The sequence below is a fragment of the Oceanobacter sp. 4_MG-2023 genome (assembly GCF_030689165.1).
Classification (GTDB): Bacteria; Pseudomonadota; Gammaproteobacteria; order Pseudomonadales; family Oceanobacteraceae; genus Oceanobacter.
On sequence record NZ_JAUYVV010000018.1, the window covers coordinates 1 to 21,156 of the forward strand.

Annotated in this window: 16 protein-coding genes; 14 read left to right on the plus strand and 2 right to left on the minus strand. The window is 55.8% G+C overall.

Annotated elements, in window-relative coordinates:
* The first annotated feature begins 367 nt into the window (after positions 1-367).
* The 14 genes from Q8W24_RS12485 to Q8W24_RS12550 all read left to right on the plus strand — a co-directional run bounded on the left by Q8W24_RS12485 (position 368) and on the right by Q8W24_RS12550 (position 16,594).
* The gene (locus tag Q8W24_RS12485; RefSeq protein ID WP_305475498.1) at positions 368-1,039 is read left to right on the plus strand and encodes an OmpA family protein; all 672 of its coding nucleotides are present in this window, start codon (positions 368-370) and stop codon (positions 1,037-1,039) included.
* Complete coding sequence (locus tag Q8W24_RS12490) at positions 1,036-2,871, plus strand: pilus assembly protein N-terminal domain-containing protein (protein ID WP_305475500.1); 1,836 nt, start codon at positions 1,036-1,038, stop codon at positions 2,869-2,871. The genes Q8W24_RS12485 and Q8W24_RS12490 overlap by 4 nt, the downstream gene beginning before the upstream one ends.
* Positions 2,868-3,629: a M48 family metallopeptidase gene (locus Q8W24_RS12495; protein ID WP_303431965.1), complete on the plus strand. Its 762-nt coding sequence runs from the start codon at positions 2,868-2,870 to the stop codon at positions 3,627-3,629. Before Q8W24_RS12490 ends, Q8W24_RS12495 begins: the two co-directional genes overlap by 4 nt.
* Complete coding sequence (locus tag Q8W24_RS12500; protein ID WP_303431966.1) at positions 3,626-4,864, plus strand: CpaF family protein; 1,239 nt, start codon at positions 3,626-3,628, stop codon at positions 4,862-4,864. The genes Q8W24_RS12495 and Q8W24_RS12500 overlap by 4 nt, the downstream gene beginning before the upstream one ends.
* A 13-nt stretch (positions 4,865-4,877) precedes the next feature.
* Complete coding sequence (locus Q8W24_RS12505; protein ID WP_303431967.1) at positions 4,878-5,765, plus strand: type II secretion system F family protein; 888 nt, start codon at positions 4,878-4,880, stop codon at positions 5,763-5,765.
* Positions 5,762-6,589, plus strand: coding sequence for a type II secretion system F family protein (locus tag Q8W24_RS12510; protein ID WP_303431968.1), 828 nt, complete (start codon positions 5,762-5,764; stop codon positions 6,587-6,589). The genes Q8W24_RS12505 and Q8W24_RS12510 overlap by 4 nt, the downstream gene beginning before the upstream one ends.
* 38 nt (positions 6,590-6,627) lie before the next feature.
* Positions 6,628-7,788: a hypothetical protein gene (locus Q8W24_RS12515; RefSeq protein ID WP_305475502.1), complete on the plus strand. Its 1,161-nt coding sequence runs from the start codon at positions 6,628-6,630 to the stop codon at positions 7,786-7,788.
* Between the two features lie 121 nt (positions 7,789-7,909).
* Positions 7,910-8,803, plus strand: a complete 894-nt coding sequence (locus Q8W24_RS12520; RefSeq protein ID WP_305475503.1) for a phosphate/phosphite/phosphonate ABC transporter substrate-binding protein — start codon at positions 7,910-7,912, stop codon at positions 8,801-8,803.
* Positions 8,804-8,809: 6 nt separating this feature from the next.
* Positions 8,810-11,845: a response regulator gene (locus Q8W24_RS12525; RefSeq protein ID WP_305475504.1), complete on the plus strand. Its 3,036-nt coding sequence runs from the start codon at positions 8,810-8,812 to the stop codon at positions 11,843-11,845.
* Positions 11,846-11,865: 20 nt separating this feature from the next.
* On the plus strand, positions 11,866-13,302 hold the full coding sequence (locus Q8W24_RS12530; protein ID WP_305475506.1) for a sigma-54 dependent transcriptional regulator: 1,437 nt from the start codon (positions 11,866-11,868) through the stop codon (positions 13,300-13,302).
* A gap of 203 nt (positions 13,303-13,505) precedes the next feature.
* A complete protein-coding gene (locus tag Q8W24_RS12535) occupies positions 13,506-14,156 on the plus strand; it encodes a TetR/AcrR family transcriptional regulator (protein ID WP_368501365.1) in 651 nt (216 codons plus the stop codon).
* A gap of 39 nt (positions 14,157-14,195) precedes the next feature.
* The gene (locus tag Q8W24_RS12540) at positions 14,196-14,744 is read left to right on the plus strand and encodes a L,D-transpeptidase (protein WP_303431973.1); all 549 of its coding nucleotides are present in this window, start codon (positions 14,196-14,198) and stop codon (positions 14,742-14,744) included.
* Positions 14,726-15,775 carry a beta-N-acetylhexosaminidase gene (gene nagZ, locus Q8W24_RS12545; protein ID WP_305475507.1) on the plus strand — a complete coding sequence of 350 codons (1,050 nt, stop codon included), beginning with the start codon at positions 14,726-14,728 and terminating at the stop codon, positions 15,773-15,775. The genes Q8W24_RS12540 and nagZ overlap by 19 nt, the downstream gene beginning before the upstream one ends.
* 72 nt (positions 15,776-15,847) lie before the next feature.
* On the plus strand, positions 15,848-16,594 hold the full coding sequence (locus Q8W24_RS12550) for an S-methyl-5'-thioinosine phosphorylase (protein ID WP_305415304.1): 747 nt from the start codon (positions 15,848-15,850) through the stop codon (positions 16,592-16,594).
* A gap of 128 nt (positions 16,595-16,722) precedes the next feature.
* On the opposite strand, the gene Q8W24_RS12555 is transcribed toward Q8W24_RS12550, so the two are convergent.
* Together Q8W24_RS12555 and mfd are read right to left on the minus strand one after the other, a co-directional pair.
* A complete protein-coding gene (locus Q8W24_RS12555) occupies positions 16,723-17,547 on the minus strand; it encodes a CsiV family protein (protein ID WP_305415302.1) in 825 nt (274 codons plus the stop codon).
* 3 nt (positions 17,548-17,550) lie between these two features.
* A complete protein-coding gene (gene mfd, locus Q8W24_RS12560; RefSeq protein ID WP_303431977.1) occupies positions 17,551-21,006 on the minus strand; it encodes a transcription-repair coupling factor in 3,456 nt (1,151 codons plus the stop codon).
* Positions 21,007-21,156 lie beyond the last annotated feature (150 nt).

The following is a 21,156-nucleotide window of genomic DNA, read 5'->3' on the forward strand; positions in this document are numbered from 1 at the left end:
TCTGTCTCTGTCTCTGTCTCTGTCTCTGTCTCTGTCTCTGTCTCTGTCTCTGTCTCTGTCTCTGTCTCTGTCTCTGTTTTTATCCTCGTTACGGTCTGTGGCGTCGAACTTTGCTGTTCGATCTTCGTGCTCCCTCCTGGGGTTGCCTCCAGCCGCTTATGCGCGACTATTCTTGTCTGTTCTTGCCCGTCCGCATATTGCGATTCGCTCTGGCTGGTTTCGCATTTTGCAATGCAATTTGAGTAATCGCTGTGCTGTTGTATTTCGATAATTATAAGTTATTGAATTTTAAGGTAAAAATTTAAAATACTAGTTGGTATGCGTCCTGCAAACACCCTCTGACTACATTCAACAGAAGGGGGTTGATGTGCCGAACTTTATTCAACAGATGATCGTGATCGGACTGGGTGTCTTGTCTGTCATTGTGCCTGTCAACGCCGCCGGTGAGACGTCTTACCCTGCTACTTACCCGGTTACGGTACCTGCAACAGGGCATCGTGAGCAGGTGTTTACGCCACCGCATGAGCTGGACTGCCGCCGGGAAAACGGTTTTCAGGTCTGTGAAACCCGGCTGGATCAGGATGCGGTCACAACGCCGATGATTTATTGCTCGGTGCATTTACCGGATGAAACCAGTCCGTCACAGGCAACCGCGGTGGATATCCAGCGTCTGGTTTATCTGGGTTACAACGCATTCGATACCGATAAGGCAGAAGTAAAAGCCGCAGAAGTTGAGCACCTGCTGGCCTGGGCCAAGCTTAATAAAAACCGTGATGAAGCCATTCTGATTCTGGCGACAACCGATATACGTGGTGATGAACTTTATAACCGCAAGCTGGCTTACCAGCGGGCGCTGGCGGTGTACCAGTACCTGTCGACCTTCGGCATCCGTCGCATCCAGATCAGTATTCAGGGCCGACCGCTGCGGACGGGGGATTATCACGATTATCCGCCTCAACATTCCCATTATCGCCGGATTGAACTGTATCAGGGCGGCGATTCCTGTCGTTCACTCAGACAGCCAGGAGCTATGTCATGAAATACTTTTTTTCGCTGTTGGCGACCCTGGTACTGGTGTCATTACCTGTGGTGGCCGATACCAGCAACCCACTGAATTACATTGAGCAGGCCAATGGTGAGCGCTCGGAAAAAATTGATGAATTGATGCGCTGGACACATGTTCGTTTTGTCTTTAACCGGGAATTGCGCCGCGTTGCGGTAGGGCAGGAGGCGATCGCCGAGATCGATGTACTGAATGAAAAAGAATTGCTGGTGTTGGCCAAAGACGTCGGCAAGACCAGCATGATGGTGTGGTTCGTGGATGGCAGCAGCCATGCCTATATGTTGAGTGTCACGGCCGATCTGTCGTTTCTGGAGACTGCATTAAAAAATATCGACGCCAATATTCGTATCGAAGCGGCACCGGACCGCCAGGTCTTGCTGCTCAGTGGCAGCGTGGGTTATCAGCATCAGAAAGACACCGCCGAGCGGGCGGTATCCCGTTATTTGCAGCGTCAGGGTGGGCTGGTTAACCAGGGGTTGGTGAGCGATGTGCCGTTGGCCGATATCTACCAGAACTCGTTACCGCTGATCAACCTGATCCGTGTCCGTCATCAGGCGGAGAAAATTGAAGATCGTATTGGCCGTGCCCTGAAGGAAATCGGCACGGATTCCGTCAGGGTGCGGCGCATTCGGCAGCAGGCCCGTTTTAATGGCGAGGACGATACCTTGATGCTGGAGGGCGAAGTACAAACACAGGCTGAGCTGTCGCGGGTATTGGCGGTGGTGTCGCGTCTGTTTATTCGCCCGGATGAGGATGAAATCTTGCTCAACAGCCTGATTCAGATTTATGCCGACGAAGCGGGTCGTGTGGTGTCGTCGCCCCAGGGTGGCACCAATCAGGGCATTGTTCAGGCAACAACGGCCGAGCTGTCGCGGGCCAATGTACTGTCCATTGCCGGTGGCCGGGTGCTGTCGATGATCCGGGTGAAAGACATTCCCCAGTTACGGGTCTCGGTGCAGATGTATGAGGTCAGTCTCAGTCGTCTGAAAGAATGGCAGCCGGGCATTGGTCTGAGCTCCAATGCCGCCGATACGTCGACGGCTCTGGGCAACGACAGTCTGGAGACCGCGCTGAATATTTTTAACGGGGCCTTGTCCGGGCAGTTGCAGATCGCCGGGCAACAGGCGTCGTTGAATGCGCTGTTTTCGATGCTGGAATCAGAAGGCATTTCCCGCACCTTGTCGAAACCAACAATCACCTTGATGTCCGGAGACACCGGTACCATTCAGGTGGGTGGGGAAGTGCCAATCCGGACGACCTACACGAACTTTGGTCAAAGTACCGATAGCAGTGCACTGGGTGACGCGCTGTTAAGCAGTACCGAGTTCAAGTCATACGGTATCGAGCTCACCGTCAGTGCGGTGATCGATGAGACCGATCATATCGCCTTGCAGCTGAACCCCAGTGTCTCCACGCCGGATACCGCGCTGTCCCAGCACATTACCGACAGTACCGGTTCGACACTGGACACCACGGCCTTTGATGTCCGCAGTATCAATACGTCGACCCGGCTGCGTGATGGCCAGCCGCTGATACTGGGTGGCCTGGTATCGCGGGATCAGTCCGAGAGTAACCAGTCGTTGCCGTTTCTGTCGCAGATTCCATTCCTGGGAAAACTGTTCAGTTCCGATGTGTCCAGCTATCGCGACCGTGAACTGGTGATTGTGGTGACGCCGACCATTGTACGGGAGCCTTTGCATCAGACGGCCTTGTGGGAATTTGCCGACAGCAGTGAATTGCTGCAATGGGCAGTCAACCCCATGCCGTTGAATCATCATTCTTCTATCTCCGGGGAGACACGACCATGAAGCCTGCAACGCCTGTTATAACAACTCTGAAGCTGGCCTTGGTGGGATTATTGCTGACGGGGTGTGCATCCATGTCTCCTGAGTCCCAAACCGATTATGCCCCGGAAGAAGCCCTGACCCGGCAGTTGGCTGCCTTGCAGTCATCGGAGGATTTCAGTAGCGGTTGTGTGGATCCATCAAGCCAGCGATCGGGTGTCCGTGACTGTTTGCGCCACCTGCGTGCGCTGGATGAGCTGGTGTTGCTGCACCCTTATCATGAACGTATCCGGATGGCGGCGGCGGTGATGCACTACCGCGTTGGTGATGTTAATGCTGCCCAGGAACTGCTGGATCAACTGGTCTGGCTGCCCAGTCCGCGGCCGGAGGCCCGTCTGCTTCGCAGCCGGATTGCACTGGAGCAAGGCAACTTGCGGTTGGCAGGCAGCCTGTTGGAAGAAGCGTTGATGCAATCCCCGGATTACCCGGAAATCAGGGAAGGTCTGGCCGCCGTCCGCTATGTGTCGGGTGATTATGTGCAGGCCGAGCAATTATTGGAACAGGCCGGTCGGCTGGGGTCTCCAGCCTGGCGCATTCAGTATCTGCAAGGGCTGGTACAGGAAGCACAATCCCATCCGGATCTGGCGTGCAGCCATTACAGCCAGGCATTGGCGATCAAGCCGGATCATCGGGCCTCCAGAGGCCGTCTGACCGGGCTGTCATACCACCCCGTTTGCTACCAGTATCTGCAAATGAGCCTGGAGATGGAGGTGTCCTTATGACCCAGGCCGAGAGGATGGATGAAGCGCTGATTCCACTGGCATCGGAAGAATACAGCCACCTGCGCCGCCGACTGCATCGGCGGGTGCTGGAAGGGCTGGAAGGTGTGTCCGAACACTCGGTGGTGGATCGGGTGGCCCTGATTCGCCATCTGCAAGAGCATCTGGATGACTTGCTGGCAAGCCATGGCCGTGCATTGGCGGACGGGGTGCGCAGCCAGTTATTGGGCACCGTGGCCGATGAAATCCAGGGGCTGGGGCCAATTACCGAGCTGATGCTGGACCCACGGATATCCGACATTCTGATCAACGGCTATAACGATATCTGGGTTGATCGCAACGGCCGTCTGGAGCGCACCAGTGTCGCTTTTGATGGCAATGACCATTTGTTGCGCTTTCTGAACCGGATTCTGAGCCAGCAGGGGCGGCATATTGATATGGGCAACCCGATTGTGGATGCCCGGCTGAGCGATGGCAGCCGCCTGAATGCCGTGATTGCGCCGCCGTCTCCCCGTGGCCCGGTGATCTCCATTCGTCGTTTCCGGCTGACACCGCTGACGTCGGACGACCTGATCGAACGAGACTTTATGACCCCGGCGATGTGGGCCTATTTATCGGATGCTATCTGCCAGGGCGCAAACATGGTGATTGCCGGAGGCTCTTCGGCGGGCAAGACCAGTCTGCTGAATGTGTTGTCGGGCCAGATTCCCTTGACCGAACGGATTATCACCATTGAAGAAACCCAGGAACTGACGCTGGATCACCCCCATGTCGTGACGCTTGAATCCCGGCTGGGAAATGGTGAAGGGCTTGGTGTTATCCGCCTGACTGACTTGCTCAAAACGGCGTTACGGATGCGGGCAGACCGCATCATTGTCGGTGAGGTGCGAGGGGATGAAGTGTTCGACATGCTGCAGGCCATGAACGTCGGCCACGATGGCAGCATGACCACCGTGCATGCCAACAGCCCCAGAGATGTGCTTAACCGGTTTGAATATCTGGCACTGAAAAGCCTGCCGACGATGCCTCCGGCCATGATCCAGCAAATGATCGCGTCAGCGATCGATGTGATCGTTCATCTGCAGCGGGATGCCGATGGTCATCGGCGTATCGCCAGCATTGCCACCCTGACCCAGTCGGATACTCGTACCGAACTGGAAATCCGCTTTCAGGCGGCGTCCGCCACGATCAATAAAACGACTTATGAAACGACATCGACCTATGGGCCGAGGAGTTAGCAGAGGTGAGGCAATGATTGATTATCTGGGCGTATTGTTGGCGGCACTGGTCAGTCTGATCTCCGGCGGGCTGTTCTTCTTTCTGCGTGACCGGGCCTGGTCGGAATCCTGTCTGACAATCGGTGCGACGGAACAGCGTTCCGGTTTTCATCGCTGGCAGCACCGCATGAACCAGCGCTTGAGCACGCTTGGTATTCGTTTTGGCGTGCTGCTGCTGGGGACCGGTGTGTTTCTGGTGGCTGCTGCGGTACTGCTGGCGATGCTGACGCTGTTTCCGACGCATTATCTGGCCGCCACCGGTGCCGCCACCGGTGTGGTTATTCTGGCGGTCATTGTTATGAAAGATGGCCTGGCGTTCCAACAGAACCGGTTTGAACAACAACTGTACGAAGCCATGGAATTGATGTCGGCATCGCTGATGGTGGGGGTGCCCATCACCGACGGTTTGCGGACGGTGGCCCACTCATCCAAAGGGGCGTTTCGTCTGGAAATGCAGCGGGTTCTGCATCGTCTGGATGGCGGACTCAGTGCCGATCAGTCCTTCAGTTTGCTGAACCAGCGTTACCCCAATGAAGGGGTGCGGGCGTTTACGGCGGCAGTTGACTCCAGCTGGAACACCGGCGGCGACCCGCTAACCCTGATTCGATCGGTACGCAACCTGCTCAAGCGGCGACTGGATACCCGTGCCGAAATCCGCACCGGGCTGTCCAGCCTGCTGTCGGCATCGGTTTTTATCGGCTTGTTTCCCTACCTGTTGATTCTGGTTTTCCAGTGGAAAGATCCAACCTGGCTGACCCTGATTGTTGAGCATCCGAAAGGGCCAACACTGGTGGTACTGGCGGTACTGACCCAGCTGCTGGGGTTCTTCTGGCTACGTTACCTGGCGAGGCAAAGTCTATGACGTCCATGAATCTGATTGATGCGTTATTACTGGGACTGCTGGTCACCATCCTGCTGGGCGCGATGGTGATCTGGGGGCTGCCGCTACAAGGCAGGGCCAGGCTGGATGCCGATCATTCACTGCTGTACACCAACCACTGGATCGCCCCGCGCAAACTGGTACGGCAAGCCGGGCTGTCCCCGGATGGCGTTGCACTCTGGTTTGTGCCGTCGAGTCTGATTCTGATGCCGCTGACGTTTTTACTGACCCTGAACGAGTTTGGTCTGGTGTGGCCGCTGGCCTTGCTGGTGGGCATGCTGGCGACCAGCTTGCCGTTACTGGTTTTGTTGTTGTTGCGGGGCCAGCGTGTTGCCGAAGTACGGCAGCGACTGCCGTTTTTTATCGACATGCTGGCTGCCTATCTGGCGGCGGGAGTGAGCTTGCCGCAGGCGCTGAAAACCAGCATCGATGTGTGTCATCGCAAGGATGATGTGCTGGTGATGGAGCTGGGGCTGGTGATGCGGGAAATTGAATTGGGAGTCTCGCAGGACGATGCCTTTGATGCGCTCCGGTTCCGTTTGCCCTGCCTTGAAATCGAACGGCTGGCCGCTCTGGTGCAGATGGGCAGTCGCATGGGGGTTCCCTTGTGTGAAAGCCTGCGGGCGTTTGCGGAGTCCATGAGTACTCGTCAGCAGCAATGGGTGCGCAAGCTGATTGCCCGCCGCAGCCTGGTGTCATTGTTCCCGATGTTACTGGTGGCCTTTCCTGTGTTTGGGGTGCTGGTGGTCTTTCCTGCTGTTCACAAAATATACCGGTTGTTTCAGGAATTGGGCGTTTCGCTTTGATTCTACCACTCTCAATACACCTGATGATGGAGGGCGTTATGAGTCAGGCATCGCCAAAACGGCAGCAAGGATTCGTGATTACCATGGAATTACTGCTAATTACGACTATTTTGATATTAGGGTCTCTGGTGGGGCTGGTAGCAATTCGTGATGCGTTGTTCAAACACAAGGTGCAGCAACAGAACATGACCCCCAAGGTACTGGACCAGCAAGGCCGGCTGCTGGGAGAGCCTGTGGCCTATGATGAGCACGAAGCGCCCTTGCTGGCCTATATCGACCGTAGCACCGATCCGTTGGGACGGGTGCTGATTGGCATCCGGGATGATCGGTTCTCCAGCCGGGAAGCGGTGTATTTCGATAGCGCCAGCTGTCAGGGTGATCCGTGTATCAAAAGTGTCAGTGATGAACTGACCGACAGCCAGGGAGCATCCCGCTTGAACCGGAGCGGTAATGTCAGCTATCTGAACGCCCTGCAAGGCGGAGCGAATTATGCGGTGGGGCCAGGCAGCGATGGTTTGCCGGGTTTTTTGTATCGGGAGAGTCCGGAGCAATGTGACTTTGATCTGGACGACGTGCAATCGCGCTGGCACTCCCAGAGCGTTGTGACCGGGTTGCCCTGCGAGGAGCTGACGGTGGAAGACATGAGTGTCCCGGCATACACCGGGTGCCTGCTGAATGTGACGCCATTGCTCACCGATCCGCTGGACCCGACCAGTCTTGACCTGAATTGTTCGTGCCCTGCGGGGACCACCGACCAGTTTAATCTGATTGATCAGGTAGCGCCTCTGGTCGGGGATTTGTATGACCAGACCTTTGCCACGCTGGGTGTGCTGATTGCTCCGCCTTTTGACAGTGATGGGCTGGGCACAATTTGTTGTGAAACTCCCTCGGAGTTGAACGAATCCGGGTTGGTCGAAACCCTGGCGTATCTTGTCTTGAAAGACCAGCTGAGCCAGCTGGCCTTGTCTGCCCTGGAGCAGGCCGAGCTGGAGTCGCTGCTGGAATCATTGCTGAGTCCCGCTGAGCTGACCTGCAAACCAACCCTGCCTTTGCGGGCAGCTGAATCGGTTGCCAGTGCGGATGACCCGGCAATGAATGCTCTGGAACCATTTGAGCCGCCGTTTCAGGTCACACTGCCAGCGGCGGCGTCGGATGTCTGGATCAGCACACCACCCGATGGTGTGGAAGGGCGCCCTTGATGGCGAGGGGCACGGCAGGTCGGAGAGAACGATTGGCTTGTGGTTTATAGCAACACAATCAGTAGGTGAGTGTTTTGGGTCAGACATTGCCGGACAAACAACCTGGATGAGGCAACAAGTCATGATGAAACAATGGTTACGCGTGGGAGTGATATGGCTGTTGACCGGCGTAACGATGGCAGTGGCGGCCGGCATGACCCTGTTAACGGCGACGGCAGCGGCTTCAGAGGCTCCGGTGGTCACCGCTGCAGCGGCAGAAACACAGACAGCAACGCTGACATTCGGTGTGGTGCCGCAACAAGCGGTGACCAGAATGTTGCGGGAATGGACGCCCTTGCTGCGCGTCATCAGTGACGCGACAGGGGTGGCAATACGCTTCGCCACGGCACCCAATATCCCGGCCTTTGAGCAACGTGTGCGCGATGGCCTGTACGACATTGCGTATATGAGTCCGTATCACCTGACGGTGTTTGCCGATGACCCGGGTTATGTGCCCCTGGTGCGGGTACAGAACAGGCAGATCAAGGGCATTATTGTTGTAAACCAGGCGTCGACCTTGACCCGGCTGGACGAACTGCACGGGCAGACGCTGGCATTTCCATCGGTGGGAGCCTTTGCCGCCACTTTGCTGACGCAGGCCAGTCTGGGCCTGAAAGGCATCGATTTTGGCAGCCAGTATGTTGGCTCTCATGATGCGGTTTATCAGGCCGTTGCGGCAGGGTTTTACCCGGCGGGAGGCGGCATTATCCGTACCTTTAATCTGCTGGATACCTCAATCAAGGACCAGCTGAGGGTCTTGTGGACCTCGCCCGGTTATACCCCTCACGCCATTGCGGCTCATCCACGGCTGTCACCGGCACTGCGTCAACGGCTGGTGGCGGCGTTTACTGAATTGCCGCATGAACCTGGTATCGACACCACCCTCGAGGCTTTGGGAATGGAAGGCTTTATCGCCGCCCAATACGCCGACTGGAATGATGTCAGGGCGTTACATATTCAACCTTCCGACAGGTAGCACTCGATGTCCTTGAAACTGAAAACCATTGTTGGCGTCGCGGCTATTGAAGCAGTCTTTCTGATCTTGCTGGTGTGGCAGGCCATGCAGATCCTGACCCTGTCCAATCAGCAGGCGCTGGAGACCCGAGCGCAAGAAACCGTTGGCCTGTTTGGCACCCAGGTCGAAAATGCCCTGATCGCCACCGATCTGGCCACTCTGAACGAGATGGTCGATCAGCTGATGGCACAAGGCAATATTGAATACGTCAGGATACTCGATCAGCGCGGTATTCTGGCCAGTGCCGGTGTCCCTGAAAAGCATGACTGGAACTTTCAGCGCGACCTTAATTTTGGCGATATTCACGATGGCATGTTGGATGTCGACTATCAGGTGTTCGAAGAGGATATTTATCTGGGCACCATACAGCTGGGCATATCAACAACCGGACTGAGTTTTCTGATTAGTGAATCAAAAACGCGGCTGATCGGGATCGCATTGGCCGAATTATTTATGGTTGCGCTGGTTTCATGGATTCTGGGCTGTTACCTGACCCGCACCTTGTCGCACCTGACCCGGCAGGCCCAGCGTCTGTCGAAAGGAGAAATGGTCGAGCCATTACCGGTGAATGGCCGGGATGAGTTGGCCGTTACCGTCCAGTCGTTTAACGACATGGTGGAGAAGCTGGCCCAGGCGAGAGAAGAGGATGCGATCAAATCCGCCGTTTACGAGGCCAGCCTGGATGCCATGATTACGCTGAACAAGCAGGGTAATATCATCGAATTCAGTAGCGCGGCGGAGCTGATTTTTGGCTGGCGGCGTGAGGATATCATTGGTAAAAAAGTGGAAGAGACCCTGGTGCCAGAAGAGCTGATCGATGGCCATCTGGCGCGACGGAAAGCCTTGTTAAGTGCAAAACAGTACTATGGGCAAGGGGCTCGACGGGAAACCGTTATGCTGACCCGGGCCGGGGAGCGTATACCGGTCGAGGTCTCTTCTGTTATCTTCAAGAGCCAGAAAAACACCTATTTTACGGCGTTTGTACGCAATATCTCCGAGCAGAAAAACAATCAGGCCCAGTTGATAGCGGCGAAAGAAACCGCAGAACTCGCCAGTCAGGCCAAGTCCCGCTTCCTGTCCCATATGAGTCATGAAATACGCTCGCCACTCAACGCCGTGATGGGGATCTTGCAGTTACTGGAGCTGGAATCCTTATCGGCCAGCCAGCGGCGTTTATTGACCATTGCCGATACTGCCGGGAGCAGCTTGCTGGCGGTGATTAATGAAATTCTGGATTTTTCCCGGATTGAAGCAGGCAACTTGCACACGGATTATGCAACGGTTGATCTGGCCGATATGACCAGCTGCTTGCTCACCACACTGGAAAGCAAGCTCGATACCGATCAGGTTGAGCTGTTTTGCCAGATCGAAAACGGCGTGCCCTGTCGGGCAGAGTTTGATGTTGATCATACGATCCAGGTGATTCGAAACCTGGTGGATAACGCCATCAAGTTTACCGACAAAGGATTGATTCGCCTTAAAATCGCCCTGGTGCCAGGCACCGGGCAGACATCGTGTCTGGCGATATCCATCCATGATACCGGTCGTGGTATTCCGGCAGCCCAGTTGAAAGATGTTTTTCATGAGTTTGAGCAGGTCCATGCCCGTGAGGATACCCGCGCCGGAGGCATTGGCCTGGGGTTGGCGATTGTCAAACGTTTGGTTGTCTGGATGGGAGGCACGGTGGATGTCAGTTCAACCCCGAATCTGGGCAGTGTATTCCGTTTTACTGTGCCGCTACGTTCCTTCGAAATGATCCGGCAGGCCACACCGCCACCCTTGCAATTTCGCCGCGTGATTCTGGTTACCGGCAACGAGGCGTTGCAGCAGGCAATTGCAGAGTGTGTACAACCGCTGGAGGTTGCCCTGTCGGCGTTTGCTTCCCTGGCGCACTTCAAAGCCAGCCAGCAGGAGCGCCAGCCGACGTCGACCGAGGTGGTATTGATCGATGAGGCCGAACTGCCAGCCACAGGACAAGAACTCGACTGGTATCAGCAGCTGTCCATAAGCAAGGTGCGGCTGACCCGATTGGGGCAGGATCAATCTGTCCCCTGTTCTGAACAGGAAAGCGTGCTGTACAAACCCCTGTCATATCAGAAAATTGAACGTCTGCTGCGCGGGCAGGCCTGCGATGAAGCGGCAACGCCCAGCCAGACTGCGACCGTGACGGGCAGCCATAACCGTATCCTGATTGTGGAAGATATCGAAGCGAACCGGATTGTACTGGGCGGAATACTGACCAAGTCGGGTTATCAGGTCGATCATGCCTGTAACGGTGTTGAAGCCTTGCAGGCGCTGGAAGTGGGTCATTACGATATTGTGCTGATGGATTTGCATATGCCGGTGATGAATGGCATTGCTGCGGTGACCCGGCTCAGGGCCTGCCCCGGTACAAATCAGCATATTCCCGTGGTTGCTCTGACCGCCAATGCCGAGAAAAGCGAAATGCAACGGTGCCTGGCCGCCGGCATGAATGACTTTGTCAGCAAGCCCTTTTTTACCAAAAACCTGCTGGCCGTTATCAACCGACAGGTGTATCAGCATCAACAGCTGCACGATACACCGCCTGAGGCAGCGCCAGACGATGAACCGGGTCACGCTGCCAGTGTGGCCCGTCAGGCCGCGGCGCAGGCAGAGCTGGACGCGCGACTGCTGCACAAGGCAACGCTGGAAAAGCTGGCCGCCGAAACATCTTTGCAGGCGTTACCACGGATGCTGAACAGCTTTATTGCCGAGCTGACCCGGCGGATGGACGATCTGGATCGCGCGCTGGAGAGCAACAACCCACAGGAACTGGGGAGTCAGGCCCATGCCCTGAAAAGCAGTTCGGCGGTGTTTGGTGCTCTGGCGCTGCAACAGGCAGCGCAACAGCTGGAGCAGCTGTGTTATGGCAATGCAGCGGATTTTGCGCGGGTAATCAGCGCGACTCAGGAACTGATGTTACTGGTCCGGCAAACGCTGGAATGTTATCGCAACTACATGCAGTCGATGGCTGCTGAATAGGCTGAATAGAGAGACAACGGATGACCAAATCAATATCACTGCCCAGGCTGCTATTGGTCGAAGACAGTCAATCAACGGCCATGGTTTATGCGACGTATCTGGAACATCTGTTTGACGTCACCGTGGTGTATACCGGCTCAGATGCCATCGATGCGCTGCATCGTCATCGTTTTCAGCTGGCGGTTATGGATGTGCAATTACCGGATATCTCTGGTCTGGAGGTATTGAAAACCCTGCGTGAAGGGGATCAGCAGTTGCCGGTGGTGATTATTACCGCGCACAGCACCGTGGAAGTGGCGGTTGATGCCATGCGTCTGGGAGCCAACGATTTTCTGACCAAGCCGTTTGATAAAACCCGCTTGCAGCACACCTTGCAGCAGGTACTGAAAACAGTCCAGCTCAGCTCATTGGTCGAGACCTATGAAAAGACCTTCGACCGCAGTCATTTCTACAATATGGTGGGAGCATCCCTTCCGATGCAGGCGGTGTATCGCATCATTGAAAGTGCAGCATCCAGCAAGGCGACGGTGTTTATTACCGGAGAGAGTGGTACCGGCAAGGAGTTGTGCGCTGAAGCGCTGCACCGGGAAAGCCCTCGCAGCAAGAAGCCGTTTATCGCGCTGAACTGCGCGGCGATTCCGTTGGAGCTTATGGAAAGTGAGATCTTTGGGCATATCAAGGGTGCTTTCAGCGGTGCCAGCCAGAACCGTGAAGGCGCGGCCCAGCGTGCGCATGGCGGCACCCTGTTTCTGGATGAAATTGGCGAAATGCCGCTGTCCTTGCAGAGCAAGTTGCTGCGGTTTATCCAGTTGGGGACGTTTCAGGCGGTTGGCTCCAATCAGGAAGTCACGGTTGATGTGCGGTTTGTCTGTGCCACCAATCGCGATCCCCTGACTGAAGTCCGGGCCGGACGTTTCCGTGAGGATCTGTTTTATCGGCTGAATGTGATTCCGGTCCATATGCCACCATTGCGGGAACGCGGACAGGATATTTTACGTATAGCCAACGCGTTTTTGCGGCTGTTTAACGAAGATGAAGGCAAATCCTTCCAGAGTATCAGTCGTGGTGTTGAAGAACGCTTGATGAGTTATCGCTGGCCCGGCAACGTACGGGAACTGGCCAATGTATTGCGTAATATGGTGGTTCTGAACCAGGGGCGACAAATAGAAACGGGGCATTTGCCCGACTTTTTCCAGCAGCAGGAAAAAGCGCCAACTCCCCGTGCTGCGACCATACCCGAGGTGGTTCCGGCAATAACAGCAACAACAGTCCCGGTTGCGGTTGAAGCCCCGGTGTTGCCGTTATGGCTCGAAGAAAAGCGCATTATCGAAAGGGCCATAAACCATTATCACGGCAATATTCCCAAGGCTGCGGCGATGCTGGATATCAGCGCCTCGACCATTTATCGCAAGAAACAGTTCTGGGCTGCCCAGGATGCCGAACAGGTACCGGGCTGATATAAACAAGCCCGCGGCGGCTGTCAGCCGGGCTTGTGTTGCTCCTCTCGTTCCTCTCCCAGTGTTTTAACCGCTGCCAATACAGGCGCTGTTGCCTGTTATTCCTGAATGAATTTCCACTGGATATGAATGACTTAGCTGTCTTCATCTTGCATGGGTGTTGTTTTAAACGTATGTTTAAAACCAACTTGTAGGCTGGGAATATGGCTCTGATGGCTCAAAAAGACACCGCTAAAAGTATTCTGGATTCTGCTGAGGAGCTGTTTTCTGAACGAGGTTTTGCAGAAACCTCGTTGCGGAATATTACCACGCGAGCCGGGGTCAACCTGGCAGCGGTGAATTATCACTTCGGCTCTAAAAAAGAGTTGATCCAGGCCGTTTTTGCCCGCTTTCTGACGCCGTTTTGCGACGACCTTGGCAAGGCCTTGAGAGGTTATGAACATGGCCTGGCGGGCAAGTCTCCGGAACTGGGGGCACTGTTGCGGCTGCTGGCTGAAACTTCCATGGCTGCCGGAGGTGGCAACGCCCGGCGGCTGGGTATTTTCATGCGCTTGCTGGGGTTGGCTTACTCGCAGGAACAGGGTCACTTGCGCAAATTCTTGCGTAACCAGTACGGCGCGGTGTTTGAGCGTTATATGCAGCTGGTCACTGCCGCCTCTCCTGAATTGAGCGATGAAGAGCGTTTCTGGCGTATTCACTTTATGCTGGGGGCAACGGTGTTTACGCTCTCCGGGGTGGAATCCTTGACCGCCATGGCGCAGCATGATCTTGGTGTCAGTACCGGGATTGATGGCGTGATCGACAAGCTGGTGCCTTTTTTGTCATCCGGCTTTCAGGCACCTCATCAAGACTAGCCGCTGGACCGAATGTAATAGACCTGGAATAACGAGGATATGGCAACCTTGGCAAAGAATGGACCGGACGGACAAGGAATCATGATCGAGATCTCGATAGCGGATCAGCAGTTACGTCTGACGACACCGCAAACGTGTATTGTCTACCCCATATCCACCGCCCTGAATGGGGTTGGTGAGCAAGAAAATTCCGGCTGTACGCCGCGTGGCTGGCATCGAATTGCCGCCCGTATCGGCGGAGGCCTGCCGCAGAATGCGGTGTTTGTCGGGCGACGTTTTACCGGAGAGCTGTACTCCACTGAGCTGGCCACAAGGCATCCGGCCCGGGACTGGATTCTTACCCGGATTCTCTGGTTACAGGGCATGGAAATAGGCTTCAATCGTATGGGGCGCGTGGATTCGATGCGGCGCTATATTTATATTCACGGCACACCGGATTCGGAACCGATGGGCATTGCCCGCTCCCATGGTTGTATTCGTATGCGTAACCAGGATGTGCTGGCCCTGTTTGATCAGGTGAGCATTGATACACCGGTGTGGATTCAGCCACACAGTTTTTCGAGGATTCCATGTCGCGAGCTGTCTTGAACGATACCGCAGCAGTTGGCGTCGTGGCCGACTTGCTGGGACCACAACTGCTGAAAGAAGATTGGCCGGTGCTGGAGTCGGAAGCTCTGAGTGGCCTGATTCTGTTTGGGCGTAATTACCAGAACCCGCAACAGTTGCAGAGGCTGACGGCCGATGTTCGCCAGCTGCGGCCGGATTTGCCTCTGTTTGTCGATCAAGAGGGGGGCCGCGTCCAGCGCTTTCGGGAAGGATTTACCCGTTTGCCGGCGATGGCACTGCTGGGGCAGCGGTTTCAGACTGATCCAGAGGCAGCCCAAACACTGGCTCACGATATTGGCTGGCTGATGGCAACGGAGTTGGCCGCATGTGGTGTGGACGTCAGTTTTGCGCCAGTGCTGGATATCGAGCGCGGCTGCTCCCAGGTGATTGGTGATCGGGCTTTTGCCACCCATGCGGCGGTTGTCAGCGTGCTGGCGGCGGCGCTGGTGGATGGTATGGCGGCCGCTGGCATGCAAGCCGTGGGCAAGCATTTTCCGGGGCATGGCGCAGTGATTGCCGACTCGCACCGGGAGCTGCCGGTTGATTACCGCAGCCTGGCCCAGCTGGATTATGACATGCGGCCTTTTCAGCACCTGATTGCATCCGGGCGCATGGCGGGTGTGATGCCGGCACATGTCATATATCCGGCATTGGATAGCGTACAGACGGCTGGATTTTCCCGCCGTTGGTTGACCCTGTTACGACAACAGCTGGCATTCTCCGGGGTTATTTTCAGTGATGACCTGACCATGGAAGGTGCTGCCAGTTATGGCAGTTACCGCCAGCGGGCGGAGCTGGCAATGACTGCCGGTTGCAACGCGCTGGTGGTATGTAATCGCCAGTCTGGTGAGCTGGAAGTGTTACAGCATGTCGAACAGGCATTGGCACAAGGACGGCCACGGCTGGATCTGTCGGATTGGCGATGTTTGCCAGCGACAGACAGCACCACTGCAGCAACGGATTCGTCACTTGAACGTATTCGTGCCGAGCTGGCAGTATTGACCGCATCCTGATTGAAATCACACTGTTTTGGCGTCCGCTATCGGGCGCATTCCCTTTTTTGCTTGATTAACAGGAGCGCTCGCATGTCCTATCAGCGTATTGGCATTATTGGTGGTACTGGCCTGACTCATCTGGAGGGGCCGGAGGTAACGGCTCGCCATGATATTAATACCGTCCTGGGGACGCCGTCTGGCAGTGTCCATGAGGGTTTCTGGGAAGGGCGTGAGGTGCTGTTTATGGCCCGGCACGGCCATCCGCATTCGGTGCCGCCACACAAGGTGAACTACCGTGCCAACCTGTTGGCATTACAGGAGCTGGGGGCTGAAGCCATTCTCGCCGTCAATGCGGTCGGGGGGATTCACCCGGATATGGGCGCAGGGGCCATTGTGATTCCGGATCAACTGATCGATCTGACCTGGGGACGGGAAAGCACCTTTTTTGACGGCAGTTATCAGCCACTGAACCATATTGATTTCACCGAGCCATTTGATGCCGGATTACGCCAGGCACTGATTGAAGCCGCCAGGGTGTTACCGGCGCCGGTGAGTGATTATGGCGTGGTTGGCGTGACCCAAGGCCCACGGCTGGAGACCACCGCCGAAGTGAATTACCTCGAGCGTATTGGTTGTGACCTGGTTGGAATGACCAGTATGCCGGAAGCGGTACTGGCACGGGAGCTAGGCATACCCTACGCCAGCGTCTGCCTGGTGGTGAACCCGGCGGCGGGTCGCAGCGATGCCGAAATTACCATGGCTGATATTCAGGCGGTACTGGACAGCGGTATGAATAACGTTCGGGACTTGCTGGCAGCGGTCTTGTTGTCACTGTAAGGGCCGGCTCCCGGCTCTGTCGGTGTCCGCCGGTTATGTCTGTGCCGTAGCTTCGTGTGTGTCCTCTGCCCCGGGATCAAGGCCCGGGGTGACGGATGATTTGGTGGCGGTCGTCTGTGCTCGCCAGTCTATTCGCCAGCTGTCAGGTCTGGAAACTCAACCGGTGTAATAATCAATACAACGCCCAGCATCGGGTGGTCGATATAATGCAATTCCTTGCTGCGCATGCGGCGTTTCTGACGAACCTCGGTGGCCCGTATCGGGTAGAGGCCATGAATGGTCAATGGCTGCTGGCTTGCCAGTATGGCCGGGGTCGATGTGCCGTCGGTATTGATGGCTGTGCTGAATGCCTGTAACTGTGGCTCGGCGGGCATCTGGCTGCTGAGGTGTTGCACATGAAAGTCGGTCGAAATATGCAGGTAGCGGCTGAGGTAGAGGCTGAAACCGCCGGTAATCTGGATTTCCGGTTCTCCGCCGACGGTCAGGTTGACCTTGTGGACGATGGTGCCTTCCTGGCTTTGTACGGGTTCCAGCCAGCTTTGGTGCCATACCACATCCATATCGGCCTGTGGGTTGATGCGGTTGGCTTCCCGTTTCAGTTTAAGGCTGGACAGCGGTGCCAGGGGTTGCCACAGGCTATCCGGTAGTCTGACCGGGAGCTTGATGGCATTGAGAAACTGCGTTTGTAGCCGGCGGTAACGGTAATGTTTGGCGACCGGGTCAAGGCGTCTGGACTTGGGTGTCATCGTTGCAAAGAGCGACTGGCTGTCGAGGATGACTTTGGGCCAGTATTCCTGGTCGATGTCGCTGTTATTACGATAGGCGACCAGCATCATTTCAACCTGAAACCAGTTATCGCTTAACGGAGTGGCGGCCACCGCGCTGGTGGGCAGTGTGAATAATGTGGTGAGGCTCAGAAAGAACGCCACTTTGGCAGAGTGAAACAGGTTCAAGGGTCAGAGTTCCTTTTGCAGTTCGGTCAGCACCTGGTCGATGACGTTAAAGCGCCGGTCGATAGTGTCCATGTTGAAGTAGAAACGCAAGGTGTGGCCACCTTCCAGTTTGTAGCTGTGGGATTTGCTTTGTACCAGCTTGACCAGCGTGAAGGGGTTGATTTTGGTGTCGGCGCTGAATTCCAGTCGACCGGAGTCGGAACCAACGTCGAGCTTGGCAATGCCCAGCGGGTTGAGCCGCAATTTCAGCGCGGTTTGGCGGAACAGGTTTTTCACCGGGTCTGGCAGTAGCCCAAAGCGGTCGATCATTTCGACTTGCAGTTCTTTCAGTTCGTTATCGCTCTGGCCGTTGGCAATCCGTTTGTAGAGCGTAAGGCGGCTGTTGACGTCGGGCAGGTAGTCGTCCGGGATCAGCGCCGCAATATGCAAATTGACATCGGCCATCTGTTTCGGGGTCAGGTCGTCAGATGGAATCTTGCCGGAGCGCATCGCCTGTACGGCTTGTTCCAGCATTTCCATATAGAGGGTAAAGCCGATGGTTTCGATCTGGCCGCTTTGCTCTTCGCCCAATAATTCCCCGGCACCCCGGATCTCAAGGTCATGGGTTGCGAGCATAAAGCCCGCACCGAGGTCTTGTGCCGAAGCAATGGCTTCCAGACGTTTTTCAGCGTCCTTGGTCATCACTTTGGGCGGCGGTGTCAGCAGATAGGCATAGGCCTGATGGTGTGAACGGCCAACCCGGCCACGCAGCTGATGCAGCTGGGCCAGGCCGAATTTGTCGGCCCGTTCAATAATAATGGTGTTGGCTGAGGGAATGTCGATGCCGGTTTCAATAATCGTGGTGCAAACCAGCACATTAAAGCGTTTGTGGTAAAAATCACTCATCACGCTTTCAAGTTCGCGCTCCGACATCTGGCCGTGGGCAAATACAACCCGGGCTTCCGGCACCAGTTGGTCCAGTTCACGGGTGATTTTCTCGATGCTTTTGACTTCGTTGTGCAGGTAATACACCTGACCACCACGGAGGATTTCCCGCAGGATGGATTCCTTGATGGTGGCTTCGTCGTACTGGCGTACAAAGGTTTTGACGCTCAGTCGCCTTGCCGGTGGGGTGGCAATGATCGACAGGTCGCGAATGCTGGCCATGGCCATATTCAATGTACGCGGGATCGGCGTGGCGGTCAGGGTCAGAATATCGACATTGGCGCGCAAGGCCTTGATGCGTTCTTTTTGCTGTACCCCGAAGCGGTGTTCTTCATCGATGACCAACAACCCGAGGTGTTCAAACCGTACGTCTTTTTGCAGCAGCTTATGGGTGCCGACGACGATATCGGTTTTGCCATCAAGCATGCGTTCAAGAGCCTGTTGGGTTTCCTTGGCGGACTTGAAACGCGACAGTACATCGACCTTGACCGGCCATTCGGCAAAGCGGTCGGCAAAGTTCTGGTAATGCTGTTGTGCCAGCAACGTGGTAGGGACCAGTACGGCGACTTGCTTGCCGCTTTGTACCGCCATAAAGGCAGCTCGCATGGCCACTTCGGTTTTACCAAAGCCTACATCGCCACACACCAGCCGATCCATGGGGCGTGGTGAGCACATATCGTTGACAACGGCGTCGATGGCGGTCTGTTGATCCGGGGTTTCTTCATAAGGGAAGCCCGCAGCAAAGCGGTCGTATTCTTCGTCCGGGCCGTTAAAAGCAAAACCTTTGCGGGCTTCCCGGCGGGCATAGATTTCCAGTAGCTCGGCGGCGGTGTCACGAATTTTTTCGGCGGCCTTGCGTTTGGCGGCCGCCCATTTTTCGGTGCCGAGGCGGCTGATTGGAATTGCCCCGTCTTCGGCTCCGCCGTAGCGTGAAATCAGGTGTAACGACGACACCGGTACGTACAATTTACTGTTGTTGGCGTATTCCAGCACCAGAAATTCATTCAGCTGGCCACCGGCATCCAACGCCTGTAGCCCTTGATAGCGGCCGATGCCGTGATCGAGGTGTACCACGGGGGCGCCGGGTTTCAGCTCGGACAAGTCACGGATAGTGTTGTCGGCATCGGTTTTCTGTTTGTTGCGGCGGCGGGTCTGACGAATGCGCTGGCCGAACAATTCATTTTCGGTAATCAGGGCCAGCGGTTGGCTGGCGTCGATCACAACGCCCTTGCTGAGCGGTGCGGTGGTGAGCATGAGCTGGTCGTTGCTCTGGGTCGCAGTGATCCAGTCCGGGTGCTCACTGGCCCGGATTTTGATGCGGCTGAGTAATTCTTTCAGGGCTTCCCGACGACCGGCTGACTCGGCACAAAACAGCACTCGGGTGTTGGCGTTGGCTTGCAGCCAGGATTGCAGGCGTTGCAATGGTTGATCCAGTCGCGAGTCGATACTGATGTCGGGCAGGGGGTGGGTGTCAAACCGGACGGCACCGCCGCGGCTGGGCAGGTCGGCATCATGCCATTGAATGCGTGGGTAATCGTTGAGATGACTGAACAACTGGTCGGTTGCGATAAACAGCTCACCTGGCGCCAGGATCGGGCGGGTGCGGTCGTAGCGGCGGCTTTCGTAACGCTGCTCCAGTTCATTACGAAAATGTTTGGCACCGGGTTCGATACCGGCATCGTGAATGATCAGGGTATTGCGGGGCAGGTGGTCAAAAAAGTTACCCAGATCATCGGCAAAAAACAGCGGTAAATAGTATTCGATACCCGCCGGGGCAATGCCCTGGCCGATGTCGACATACACCGAGCAGTCGTTGGGGTTGTGCTCAAAAAAGTCGAACCAGCGATGTTTGAACATCTTGATGGCGGCGGCATTGAGCGGGAATTCCCGGGCGGGCAGAATGCGGATGCTGTCGACTTTATCCAGCGTGCGCTGGTTTTCAGGGTCGAAGGTTCGCAGGGTCTCGATTTCGTCATCAAACATATCGATGCGGAATGGTAATGCCTGACCCATTGGGAAAATATCGACAATGGCCCCTCGAACAGCAAATTCGCCGTGTTCATACACGGTGTCAACACAATGATAACCGGCGGCCTGTAACTGCTTGCGGGTATTGTCGACGTCAAAGTGCTGGCCGACGTCCAGTGCAAAACTCTGGCCTTGGTAAAAGCTGGCAGGGGGCAGGCGATGCAACAGGGTTGCGACCGGGATAATCAGAACGGCCTGACGAATATCCTGCAACTGGCTGAGGGTGGCGATCCGTTGGGAAATGATGTCCTGATGGGGAGAAAACACATCATAGGGCAGGGTTTCCCAGTCGGGAAATAACAGCACGGGCAGTTTGGCGGCGAAAAAACGAATATCTTCTTCCAGCTGCAAGGCGTTGGTGGTGTCGTTGCATACCACCAGGGTCAGGCCCTGATTGGATGATGCGGCCTGGGCAATGGCCAACGCCAGGCTTGCTCCCTCAAGATTGCCCCAGAAGCGACGTTCGGCAGCTTTGGTTGGCAGGTCGGGAGTCATCGGACTGGTCATGCGTTCTCCGTGCGTATATCGAAGGGTGGAATCGGCAGGCGGTCAAGTGTAATCAATGGCTGGAAGGGTGTCACAGGTTTCCCGTCAGAGGGCTGCTGTTTTGCCCTGCCAATGCGGATCAGACAGGCTGGTATTAGGAAATCATTGAGA

What these genes read in the sequence shown, in the direction of transcription:
- Q8W24_RS12490 (WP_305475500.1), top strand. Translation starts at nt 1,036, where the DNA reads ATGAAATACTTTTTTTCGCTGTTGGCGACCCTGGTACTGGTGTCATTA.
- Q8W24_RS12495 (WP_303431965.1), top strand. Translation starts at nt 2,868, where the DNA reads ATGAAGCCTGCAACGCCTGTTATAACAACTCTGAAGCTGGCCTTGGTG.
- Q8W24_RS12500 (WP_303431966.1), top strand. Translation starts at nt 3,626, where the DNA reads ATGACCCAGGCCGAGAGGATGGATGAAGCGCTGATTCCACTGGCATCG.
- Q8W24_RS12505 (WP_303431967.1), top strand. Translation starts at nt 4,878, where the DNA reads ATGATTGATTATCTGGGCGTATTGTTGGCGGCACTGGTCAGTCTGATC.
- Q8W24_RS12510 (WP_303431968.1), top strand. Translation starts at nt 5,762, where the DNA reads ATGACGTCCATGAATCTGATTGATGCGTTATTACTGGGACTGCTGGTC.
- Q8W24_RS12515 (WP_305475502.1), top strand. Translation starts at nt 6,628, where the DNA reads ATGAGTCAGGCATCGCCAAAACGGCAGCAAGGATTCGTGATTACCATG.
- Q8W24_RS12520 (WP_305475503.1), top strand. Translation starts at nt 7,910, where the DNA reads ATGATGAAACAATGGTTACGCGTGGGAGTGATATGGCTGTTGACCGGC.
- Q8W24_RS12525 (WP_305475504.1), top strand. Translation starts at nt 8,810, where the DNA reads ATGTCCTTGAAACTGAAAACCATTGTTGGCGTCGCGGCTATTGAAGCA.
- Q8W24_RS12530 (WP_305475506.1), top strand. Translation starts at nt 11,866, where the DNA reads ATGACCAAATCAATATCACTGCCCAGGCTGCTATTGGTCGAAGACAGT.
- Q8W24_RS12535 (WP_368501365.1), top strand. Translation starts at nt 13,506, where the DNA reads ATGGCTCTGATGGCTCAAAAAGACACCGCTAAAAGTATTCTGGATTCT.
- Q8W24_RS12540 (WP_303431973.1), top strand. Translation starts at nt 14,196, where the DNA reads ATGGCAACCTTGGCAAAGAATGGACCGGACGGACAAGGAATCATGATC.
- nagZ (WP_305475507.1), top strand. Translation starts at nt 14,726, where the DNA reads ATGTCGCGAGCTGTCTTGAACGATACCGCAGCAGTTGGCGTCGTGGCC.
- Q8W24_RS12550 (WP_305415304.1), top strand. Translation starts at nt 15,848, where the DNA reads ATGTCCTATCAGCGTATTGGCATTATTGGTGGTACTGGCCTGACTCAT.
- mfd (WP_303431977.1), bottom strand. Translation starts at nt 21,006, where the DNA reads ATGACCAGTCCGATGACTCCCGACCTGCCAACCAAAGCTGCCGAACGT.